10 protein-coding genes are annotated in these 10,181 nt (G+C 74.2%); 7 read left to right on the top strand and 3 right to left on the bottom strand.

The features are described from left to right. Together A6R01_RS13265 and A6R01_RS13260 are read right to left on the bottom strand one after the other, a co-directional pair. Positions 1-285: hypothetical protein (locus A6R01_RS13265; RefSeq protein WP_292606630.1), on the bottom strand; the 285-nt coding region annotated here is incomplete at its 3' end. Positions 286-802: 517 nt separating this feature from the next. Further along, a complete protein-coding gene (locus A6R01_RS13260) occupies positions 803-2,326 on the bottom strand; it encodes a phospho-sugar mutase (RefSeq protein ID WP_292606628.1) in 1,524 nt (507 codons plus the stop codon). Between the two features lie 30 nt (positions 2,327-2,356). Between A6R01_RS13260 and A6R01_RS13255 the strand changes: the two genes are divergently transcribed. Further along, positions 2,357-2,842, top strand: a complete 486-nt coding sequence (locus A6R01_RS13255) for an SRPBCC family protein (protein ID WP_292606626.1) — start codon at positions 2,357-2,359, stop codon at positions 2,840-2,842. Here A6R01_RS13255 and A6R01_RS13250 read toward each other — a convergent pair. After that, positions 2,781-3,434, bottom strand: a complete 654-nt coding sequence (locus tag A6R01_RS13250) for a heme oxygenase (biliverdin-producing) (RefSeq protein ID WP_292606624.1) — start codon at positions 3,432-3,434, stop codon at positions 2,781-2,783. The genes A6R01_RS13255 and A6R01_RS13250 overlap by 62 nt on opposite strands. 185 nt (positions 3,435-3,619) lie before the next feature. On the opposite strand from A6R01_RS13250, the gene A6R01_RS13245 reads away from it, so the two are divergent. From A6R01_RS13245 to A6R01_RS13220, 6 genes are read left to right on the top strand one after another with little or no spacing between them, the layout of a single operon-like run. Next, positions 3,620-4,729, top strand: a complete 1,110-nt coding sequence (locus A6R01_RS13245) for an ABC transporter substrate-binding protein (RefSeq protein WP_292606622.1) — start codon at positions 3,620-3,622, stop codon at positions 4,727-4,729. Next, positions 4,726-5,796: an iron ABC transporter permease gene (locus A6R01_RS13240; RefSeq protein ID WP_292606620.1), complete on the top strand. Its 1,071-nt coding sequence runs from the start codon at positions 4,726-4,728 to the stop codon at positions 5,794-5,796. Before A6R01_RS13245 ends, A6R01_RS13240 begins: the two co-directional genes overlap by 4 nt. Next, on the top strand, positions 5,793-6,590 hold the full coding sequence (locus A6R01_RS13235; RefSeq protein WP_292606618.1) for a heme ABC transporter ATP-binding protein: 798 nt from the start codon (positions 5,793-5,795) through the stop codon (positions 6,588-6,590). The genes A6R01_RS13240 and A6R01_RS13235 overlap by 4 nt, the downstream gene beginning before the upstream one ends. After that, the gene (locus A6R01_RS13230) at positions 6,569-7,663 is read left to right on the top strand and encodes a hypothetical protein (protein ID WP_292606616.1); all 1,095 of its coding nucleotides are present in this window, start codon (positions 6,569-6,571) and stop codon (positions 7,661-7,663) included. The genes A6R01_RS13235 and A6R01_RS13230 overlap by 22 nt, the downstream gene beginning before the upstream one ends. Next, complete coding sequence (locus A6R01_RS13225) at positions 7,660-8,811, top strand: hypothetical protein (RefSeq protein WP_292606613.1); 1,152 nt, start codon at positions 7,660-7,662, stop codon at positions 8,809-8,811. The genes A6R01_RS13230 and A6R01_RS13225 overlap by 4 nt, the downstream gene beginning before the upstream one ends. Next, positions 8,808-10,175 (top strand): HtaA domain-containing protein, encoded by a 1,368-nt coding sequence (locus tag A6R01_RS13220; protein ID WP_292606611.1) that lies wholly within the window; start codon positions 8,808-8,810, stop codon positions 10,173-10,175. The genes A6R01_RS13225 and A6R01_RS13220 overlap by 4 nt, the downstream gene beginning before the upstream one ends. Positions 10,176-10,181: the final 6 nt, after the last annotated feature.

The raw sequence follows: 10,181 nt of genomic DNA, 5'->3' as shown, positions 1-10,181 counted from the left end.
GCCGGCGAGCTCGAGCATGGTGTCGGCGCCGGGCATCCCGAACCGGGACACCCAGGCGTTCTCGGCCTCGGTGTGGGCGTCGTCGTCGGGCAGCCCGAACGTGCCGTAGAGGTCGGGGAGCAGCTGGCCGGTGGTGTGGCGGTCGGCCCACTCGGCGATGGCGATGAACCGGTCCCGGTCGGCCTGGTCAGCAGCCTTGTCGAGGTCGCGAATCTCGGTCAGCAGGTCACCGGTCGGCACAGGAGCGGAGTCCTGAGCCGACTGATCCTGCTGCCCGAGTGCCATGACCAGATACTACTAGAACATCAGTTCGAATGAAACCCTGTTGCGGGGCCCCGGATCGAATGTGTGGAGGGCGAATCAAGCGCAACCCAAGCGAGCACCTCAGCGGACCGAAAGGGTCGAGCGAACCTCAACCAAGTACCGAAATCGAAGTCGACCGCAAGCAAGCCTTCGATAAGTGAAGGACCTGCTGCAGCGCGAACGTCCAGGCGCCCACCCACCCCGACCACCGAGTCGAAGCAGACCGGAGGGCCTGCCGTGAAAGGGGTTCACGACAGGCCCTCCAGTCGCGCCGGCATGAGGTTGCTTGTCGGCGTACGGGGTTTCGAGGCTTCGTCGCTGGCGCTCCTCGCACCTCAACCAGCGGTGGGGGCCGTCGCTCGGCGCCTCCTCGACCGGCAGGGGACGTCGCTGGCGCTCCTCGCACCTCAACCAGCGGGGGGCGCCGTCGCTTGAGCGCCTCCTCGACCGGCGGATGGGACGTCCTTGGCGCGCCTCCTCGACCGGCGGTGAGGGAGCGTCAGAGGCCCGCGGCGGCGCGGATGTCGGAGCCGAGGGCGTCCAGGCGGGTGGCGGCGGAGATCCGGGCCGCCTCGACGGCGTCGGTCTGGTCCGGGTTGTCGCTGGCGTCCTCGACGGGGACGACGACCTCGAGGTAGCACTTCACCTTCGGCTCGGTGCCGCTGGGGCGCACGATGACGCGGGCGCCGTCGGCGAGGCGGAAGCGCAGGCCGTCGGTGGGCGGCAGGTCGTCGGAGCCCTCGGCGAGGTCGTCGACACCGAGGACGTCGAGGCCGCCGAGCGAGGTCGGGGGAGTGCTGCGCAGCCGCTCCATCGCGCCGGAGATCAGCGTCAGGTCCGAGACGCGCACGGAGACCTGGTCGGTGGCGTGCAGGCCGTGTTCCCGGGCGAGGTCGTCGAGCAGGTCGAGCAACGAACGGCCCTCGGCCTTCAGTGAGGCGGCGAGCTCGCAGAGCAGGACCAGCGCGGAGACGCCGTCCTTGTCCTTCACGTGGTCGGGGTCGTACGTGCCGTCCACGCCGCGGCGCAGCAGCAGCTCGGCCAGGAGCACTCCCGTCTGGTCGCCCGTGAGCATCCGGAACGCCTCACCATCCCTGACCCCCACGGCGCAACGGTCGGCGTCGGGGTCGTTGGCGACGACCAGGTCGGCCCCACGCTGCTCGGCGAGCGCCAGGGCGAGGTCCATCGCGCCGTCCTCCTCGGGGTTGGGGAAGGCGACGGTCGGGAAGTCGGGGTCGGGCTGCGCCTGCTCCGCGACGGCGTACGGCGCAGGGAACCCGGCCCGCTCGAGCACCTGCGCCACGGGGGAGCCGCCGACCCCGTGCAGCGAGGTGTGGACCACGGCGAGGTCACGAGGCCCGTCGGCGACCAATCCGGCGATGCGGTCGAGGTAGCGGTCGAGGAGGTCCTCGCCCAGCACCTGCCAGTCCGACCCGCGGGCGACCGAGGTGAGGTCGCCGACCTCGGCGATCCGCTCGGCGATCTCGGCGTCGACCGGCGAGACGATCTGGCTGCCGTCGCCGAGGTAGACCTTGTAGCCGTTGTCCTCGGGCGGGTTGTGGCTGGCCGTGACCATGACCCCGGCGACGCAGCCGAGCTCGCGCACGGCGTAGGCGAGGACGGGGGTCGGGAGGGGGCGGGGCAGCAGCCACACGTCGAGCCCGGCGCCGCGCATGACGGCGGCGGTGTCCTCGGCGAAGGTGTCGGAGAGGTGGCGCGCGTCGTACCCGATCGCCACGGCGCCGCCCGGGCCGAGGTGGGCGGCGAGCCCGGCGGCGGCGCGGAGGACGACGACCCGGTTCATCCGGTTGGGGCCGGCGCCGAGCCGGCCGCGCAGGCCGGCGGTGCCGAACTCCAGCGTCCCGTCGAAACGGTCGGCGAGGTCGGTCGGGTCCCCGCCGGCCTCGACCTCGGCGACGATCCGCTCCAGCTCGTCGCGCGTCGTGGCGTCGGGGTCGGCCGCGGCCCAGGCGCGGGCGCGGGCGAGGAGGTCGGTCAGCTCGGACTCCGAGGGGCTCGTCATGGACCGGACGGTAGCCGCAGGATGGTGCTCGTGCCGATCCTGCAGCCCGTCGCGGCGTACTCCTTCCGCGACCGCTGGCACGTCGACGCGCCACCCGCGCGGGTGCGCGAGGTGCTGGTGGACGTCGAGCACTACGTGGAGTGGTGGCCCGAGGTCGTGGCGGTGGCCGTGGCCGGTGAGGGGCGGGGGCTGGTGCTGTGCCGCTCGGTGCTGCCCTACACCCTCGAGCTGCTGCTCACCGAGGAGGTGGACCGGCCCGAGCGGCTGGAGGTGTCGGTGGAGGGCGACCTGGAGGGGCGGGTGTCGTTCGACCTCGCGCCGGAGGGTCCGGGGACACGGCTGGACTTCGCCCAGGACGTGCGGGTGCGCGGGCTCCTGGCCGTCGCGTCGCTACCGGCGCGACCGCTGCTGCGCTGGAACCACGACCGGATGATGCGGTCGTGCGTGGCGGGGCTCAGGCGGCGCGTCGCCAGCGGGGGAGGTCGCGGCCCAGCTCCTCGAACAGTGCCTGGTTGAGCCCGAAGGCGACCTTGACCTCGGCGACGACCCGCTCGGTCTCCTCCGGGGAGGTGCCGAGGGCGTCGAGCCGCGCGCGGTAGGCGTCCTTGTAGGGCTTGGGCTTGCCGATCGCTGCGAAGTCGTAGAACGCGATGCCGCGGCCGTCGAGCTCGAAGGCCCGGTCCAGGCAGCGGCCGATGGCCTGGCCGCCGGACAGGTCGCCGAGGTAGCGCGTGTAGTGGTGCGCGGCGAAGAGGCCGCCCCAGGCCGAGGAGGCGCGCAGTCGGGCGGCGTAGGCGTCCGCGGCGGGGGAGTCGACCTCGCGCGGGCCGTCGGGGGCCCAGTGGTCCAGGTCGGCGTCGATGGCCGCCAGGCGCTCGAGGTCCACGTCGTGCACGGCGGCGACGAACGGGTCGTCGAGGTGCTGGCGCCCGACGGACTCCATCGCGGCGTAGACCGTGCGCAGCCGCAGGAGGTAGGCGGTGTAGCCCTCGGGTGCGATGCCGCCGTCGAGCAGCTCGCTCATGAACGAGGAGCCCTCGGCGGCCTCGTGCTCGGCGCGGGAGCCCTCGCGCATGGCGGCGGAGAGGGCGAGCAGCGTGGTGGTCATCGGGTCCTCTGGGAGTGGGGACGTGCACGGACGGCCGTGCGGGCGGAGTTCTCGACACAGTGTCGACAACAAGTCGACACTGTGTCAACAAACGTCTGGACAGGTAAGGCTACCCTTGGTTAGATGATGTTAGCCTCACCTAACTTCGCGTGGCCAGGCCGCGCCCGGATCGAGAGACGGTACCCATGCGTTCCCCCCTGCCCGCGGCCCTGGCCGCCGTGTGCGCCCTCCTGCTCACCACCGTTCTCACGGGCTGCGCGGCCGGCGCGGACGGCACCGCGTCCTCGTCCGCCACCACGACGGTGGCGCCCTCGCTCGCCGACGTGCGCGACGACGTGCTGGCCGATCCGCGCTCCTGGGAGGGCCCGACGAGCGCCGTCACGGCCCCGACACCCGTCGACCCGGTGACCGGTCCCCAGCCGCAGCTGCCGGTCACGGTCGAGGACGCGCAAGGGACCGAGGTCACGGTCGCCGACACCAGCCGCATCCTGGCCCTCGACCTCCACGGCACCCTCTCGCGCACCGTCCACGAGCTCGGCCTGGGCGGCCAGGTCGTCGGGCGCGACACCTCCACCCAGTTCGCCGAGGCCGCCGACCTGCCGCTGGTCACGCAGAACGGCCACGACCTCAACGCCGAGGCGATCCTCGCGCTCGACCCGACCGTCATCCTCACCGACACCTCCCTGGGCCCCTGGGACGTCGTGCTCCAGATGCGCGACGCCGGCATCCCCGTCGTCGTCACCGACTCCCACCGCGGCCTCGACAACCTCTCCTCGCTCACGATGGAGGTCGCCGACGCCCTCGGCGTGCCCGAGCGCGGCCGCACGCTGGCCGAGCGCATCGAGTCCGAGGTCGCCGCCGTCACCGAGCAGATCGAGGCCGTCGCCCCGGCCGACCCGACCCAGCGGCTGCGCACGGTCTTCCTCTATGTCCGCGGCCAGTCGGGCGTCTACTACCTCTTCGGCGAGGGCAGCGGCGCCGACTCCCTCATCGACGCGGTCGGCCTCTACGACGTGGCCGAGGAGATCGGCTGGGACGGGATGAAGCCGGTCACCGACGAGGGCATCGTGGCCGCCCAGCCCGAGCTGGTCCTGATGATGACCGACGGGCTGGAGTCCGCCGGCGGGGTGGACGGGCTGCTGGAGCGGCTGCCCGCGCTCGCCAGCACCCCGTCGGGGCAGAAGCGCCGCTTCGTCGACATGGCCGACGCCGAGATCCTCGGCTTCGGGCCGACGACGGCCACCACGCTCAACGCCCTCGCGGTCGCGGTCCACGCCCCCGGAGCCGGGTCGTGACCGCGGTCCCCGTCACGGCCGCCCAGCGGCGTACGTCGGTGCGGCGGGTGGGCCTGCTGGGCATGCTGTCCCTCGCGCTGCTCACCGCCGTCGTCGTGGCCGCGGGTCGCGGCCAGCTCGACGTGGCCCCGGCCGAGGTGGTCGGCTCGCTGCTGCACCGCCTGGGCCTGGACCTCGGCCCGATGCCGAGCCACCCGCAGGGCGACGTCACGCTGTGGACCGTCCGCTTCCCCCGCGTCGTGATGGCCGCGGTCGCCGGCGCCGCGCTGGCCACCGCCGGGGCCCTCATGCAGGGGATCTTCGGCAACCCGCTGGCCGAGCCCGGGGTGGTCGGCGTCTCCGCCGGCGCCGCGCTGGCGGCCTCGACCGTCATCGTCTTCGACCTCGCCCTGGTGGGGACCTGGACCGTCGCGCTCTTCGCGTTCGTGGGCGGCCTGGTCACCACGATCCTGGTCTACCTGCTCTCCCGCGACGGCGGACGCACCGAGGTGGTCACGCTGGTGCTCACCGGCATCGCGGTCAACGCGGTCGCCAGCGCCGGACTGGCCTTCCTGCTGTTCCTGGGCGACCAACAGGCCCGCGAGGAGATCGTGTTCTGGCAGCTCGGCAGCCTCAACGGCTCGCGCTGGGAGCAGGTCGGCGTCGCCGCACCCTTCATGGTCGTCGGCCTGGTGGCCGCCATGGCCATGTCGCGCCGCCTGGACCTGCTCGCGCTCGGCGACCGCGCCGCCCGGCACGTCGGTGTCGACGTCGAGCGGCTGCGGATGGGCGCCATCGTCGTGGTCGCCCTGCTGACCGCCGCCGCCGTCGCCTTCTGCGGGATCATCGCCTTCGTCGGCCTGGTCGTCCCGCACCTCGTCCGGCTGCTCGCAGGCCCCGGTCACCGACTGCTGGTGCCGGCCAGCGCGCTCGGCGGGGCACTGCTGCTGGTCGTGGCCGACCTCGGCGCGCGCACCCTCGTGGCGTACGCCGACCTGCCGATCGGCATGCTCACCAGCCTGGTGGGCGGCCCGTTCTTCTTCTGGCTGATCCGTCGCGCCCGCCGCACCTCGGGGGCCTGGGCATGAGCGCCACCCGGCTCCGCGCCGAGGGCGTGTCGGTCCGCCTCGACGGCAGCACCGTCCTCGACGGCGTCGACCTCGAGGTCCGCGGGGGCGAGCTGGTCGCGCTCGTCGGCCCCAACGGCGCCGGCAAGTCCACGCTGCTGGCCGCCCTGGCCGGCGACCTCGACCTCGACGCCGGGACGGTCCGGCTCGGCGAGCGCGAGGTCCGGTCCATGCGCTCCCTCGACCTCGCCCGGCGCCGCGCCGTGCTCCCGCAGCAGGGGCGGCTGGCCTTCGGGTTCCTCGTCCGCGAGGTCGTCGCGATGGGGCGTGCCCCGTGGGCGCGCACCGGCCACGAGGACGACGACGAGCGTCTCGTCGACGAGGCGCTGCAGCGCGCGGACGTCGTGCACCTGACCGAGCGCAGATACCCCACGCTCTCCGGTGGCGAGCGCGCCCGCACCGACCTGGCCCGCGTGCTGGCGCAGGACACCGCGGTGGTGCTGCTCGACGAGCCCACGGCCGCCCTCGACATCCGGCACCAGGAGGCCGTGCTGTCGGTCGCCCGCAACCTCGCGCGCGTCGGTCGCGCCGTGGTGGTCGTGCTGCACGACCTGAGCCTGGCGGCGGCGTACGCCGACCGCATCTGCGTCCTCGCGCGCGGCGCGGTCCGCGCCGACGGGGCTCCCCACGAGGTGCTCACCGCCGAGCTGCTCGGCGAGGTCTACCAGCACCCCGTGCGGGTGGTCGACGTCGACGGTGCGCTGGTCGTCGTCCCGGTCCGGGAGGAGGCGTCGTGCGACGCGCTGCTGTCCTGATCCTGCTGCTCGCCGGGCTGGTCGTGCCGGTCGGGATGGCCGGCCCCGCGCACGCGCAGGGACGCGTCACCGTCACCGGCCCCGACGGCGGTGCGGTCGTGGACCCGACGTACGCCACCACGCTGACCGTGCGCGGCAGCGGGTTCCAGGCCGTGCAGGGCGGGCACGGCGGCGTCTACGTGTTCTTCGGCCACGTTCGCGACGGCTGGCGCCCCAGCCAGGGCGGGCGCACCGGCGAGGACTACTTCTACGTCCCCGACAGCGAGTCGCGCGACAACCAGGGCTTCCAGCAGTTCGTCGCCTTCCCCGGCTCCGACACCTCCTCCTCCGCGCAGGCGACGATGACCCGGACCGGCGCCTGGTCGGCCACCCTGACCGTCCCCGGGGCGGTCTTCGAGGCCTTCGACCGCAGCGGCGGGTCGCGCACCATCGACTGCCGCGAGGTCACCTGCGGCGTGATCACCGTCGGCGCGCACGGCGTCAGCAACGCCACCAACGAGACCTTCACGCCCGTCACCGTCTCCGACCTGTACGACGCCGACGACCCGACCGCCACGGGGGAGCCGACGCCCGTGGCCGGAGCGGAGGTCACCGAGCCGGCGACCCAGGAGCGCGAGACGTCCCGCGGGCGACGCACCCGCTCGGCGGCGGCCGCGCTCGAGGTCGACCGCGAGTCGGCGGTGGCCGGCCACGTCCTGCCGTTCTCGGCGGTGGGCCTCACCGCGGGCCGGCAGTACTCCCTGGTCCTCGACGACGGGGTCGCGGGAGCGGGCCCCTTCGTCGCCGGCTCCGACGGCACGCTCGCCGGGGTGCTCGCGCTCCCGGTCGACCTCGGCCCGGGCACGCACGTGCTGCGCCTGTGGGCGGGCGAGGGCACGGACGCGCCGGAGGTGTCCTTCGCGGTGCAGCAGGCCGGCACGCTCCCCGTCGAGCGCGTCGCCGCGTCCGGCCAGGAGTCCGGCCAGGAGTCGGGCCGGGACCCCGGCGCCGTCCTGCTCGTGGTCGCCGGGGCGCCGCTGCTGGCGCTGGCCCTGCTGCGCCTGGCCCTGCTCGTGCGCGGGAGGCGGGCATGAGCCGCCGTCTCCTCGCCGCGCTGCTGCTCGCCGTCGGCGCCGCGGGTGTCGCCCTGCCGGCCGCGGCCCAGGACCAGCCGGCCGAGCCCGACGCACCCACCACCACCGCGCTCGAGGACGTCACCCTGCGCTGGGGCCTCAACGACGAGTCGAGCAACCGCGCCTTCGCCCCCGACACCTACAACTTCTTCTCCGCCGGTCGCATCCCCGACCCGGGCCGGGGCGGGACCACGATCGACCGGGCCGACTGGAGCAGCCGCGACGGCGCGGTCCGGGTCGAGAAGTGGGACGGCACCGCCTGGCGGCGTGCCACCTGGGCCGGTCTGCGCACCACCAGCGCCGGAGAGCCGCTCGGGTCCCCGACGGCCGGCACCTTCAGCAACCACACCGTCACCGTCTCGGGTGGCGACGGTGTGGTCGACCCCGTCGAGGGCACCGCCACCATCGCCTGGGAGGGCGAGGTGACGGTCCTCTACTACTCCGGGATGAGCTTCTTCCACCTCGCCGACCCCGTGCTCGAGGTCGCCGACGGTGCCGGGGCGCTCACCGCCGAGGTGTCGGGCTACGCCTCCTCGCAGGCGGACCCGGACGTGTGGGAGCCGGTCGCCCCGGAGCGGGTCACGGTCGCGGACCTGCCCGACGTGGAGGTGGACGCGCTCACCGACGGCAGCCTCGACGCCGGGCTCAGCTGGCGGCCGGCGTACCTCGGGGTGCGGGTGAGCGGCGTCCCGCAGCAGCGCGACGGCGAGCACGCCGGCTCCTTCCCGCAGTCCTTCGTCGACGTCATGGACCGGCTCGGCACCGCCGCGTTCTGGTACTCCAGCGGCGGCGCCACCGACGCCTTCAAGGTCGCCGCGCCGCTGACCCTGTCGACGGGCGAGGACGACGTCGTGGGACCGACGCCGACCGCCGCCCCCACCAGCCCCGGCACCACCGCGGCGCCGGCTCCGCCGACCGTCGTCCCGCCCCCGGCGACGGTGACCGCCACGGTGACCGCGGCGGCCGCGCCCCCCTCGGCCCCGGCACCCGCCCCGGCCACGGCGACCCCACGTGACCGTCCCGACCCGCTGTGGTGGGTCGGGGGCAGCCTGCTGCTGCTCTCGGTCGCGGTCCTGCTCGTCCCCGTCAAGAAGAGGAACACGCCATGAACCGCGCCACCGCCCTCGGTGTCAGCCTGGCCACGGCCCTGGTCCCGACGCTCGCGGCCTCCGCCGCCGTCGTCGGGCTGGCCGCCCCGGCCCACGCCGACGCCGCCGCGCCCGTCCTGAGCTGGGAGATCTCGCCCCGCTTCGACGACCACCTGTCCACCCACACGCTGTCCGACGGCGCGAGCGAGGACGAGGACGGCGTCGTGTCGTTCCCCCTCGTCGCCGCCGACCTGGACCCGGCGACCGGTGCGGGCACCCTGACCTACGACGGCTCGGTGAAGGGCGCCTTCGCGATGATGGGCACGGAGTACTACTCGGTCACCCTGGCCGACCCCGTCGTCTCGGTCGCCGAGGACGGCAGCGGGTCGCTGACCGCCGTCGTCTCCGCCGCCAACGCCGCCTCCCAGCAGGGCGAGGCGGCGGCCACCGACCCCGCCCGGGTCCTGGTGACGACGTTCGCCGACGCGGCCTGGACGCCGACCAGCGGGCTCTCCACGCTGCAGGCGACGCCGGACTGGGCCGGCGTGCTGCCCACCGGCAGCCCGGCCGCGCTGGCGCTGGGCCTCTCCGACACCCAGCCGGTCGACGGCCAGTCGTTCGCGCCGGAGTTCCTGGCCCAGCTCACGCCCGGCGTGCGTGCCCACTTCTACGCCTCCGGCTCCGGCTCCGACGCGACCAAGCAGCCGGCGGCGTTCGCGGCCGAGGCCGCCGGGCCGCAGGTCGCGGTGAGCACCTCCTCCGCCACGCCCGACGCCCTCGTGCTCGACGTGGACGGCTCCGGCTTCACCGGCGAGACCAACCCCGGTGACGACGGGGTGTACGTCGGCCTCGCGCCGGCCGGCGGCCTCCCGGACACCGACTCGCAGGAGGACCAGGACGCCTTCGCGGCCGCCGCCTGGGTGCCGGCCGCGCAGATGACCGACGGCACCATCGACGTCACCCTGACCGCCGACCCGGCGGACCTGGACGCTCAGCGCGACTACAGCGTCTACACGTGGCAGGCCCACGCCCACTCCAACACCAGCCAGGACACCGAGACCGAGGTCGCGATCGACTGGGCGGCCCTCGGGCTCGCCGACGTCGCCTCGACGACCACGGTGAAGGTCAAGAAGAAGCCGACGACGAAGCGTCGTGGCGTGCTCCTGGCCAAGGTCACCGGTGACGCGGGCAAGGCCACCGGCAAGGCCGTCGTGACCGCGAAGAAGGGCGGCAAGACCAAGAAGGTGACCAAGGCCGTCACCCGTGGCAAGGCCAGCGTCACGCTGCCCAAGCTGTCCCGTGGGAAGTGGAAGGTCGTCGTGGTCTTCAAGCCGTCCGACACCTACGCGCGGTCGGCCGACCGGCTGACCCTCACGGTGCGCTGAGCCGTG

The sequence above is a fragment of the Nocardioides sp. REDSEA-S30_B4 genome, from assembly GCF_001627265.1.
Taxonomy (GTDB): domain Bacteria; phylum Actinomycetota; class Actinomycetes; order Propionibacteriales; family Nocardioidaceae; genus Nocardioides.
The sequence above is the reverse complement of the archived record's forward strand: the minus strand, read 5'-3'. Positions and strand labels throughout refer to the sequence as shown.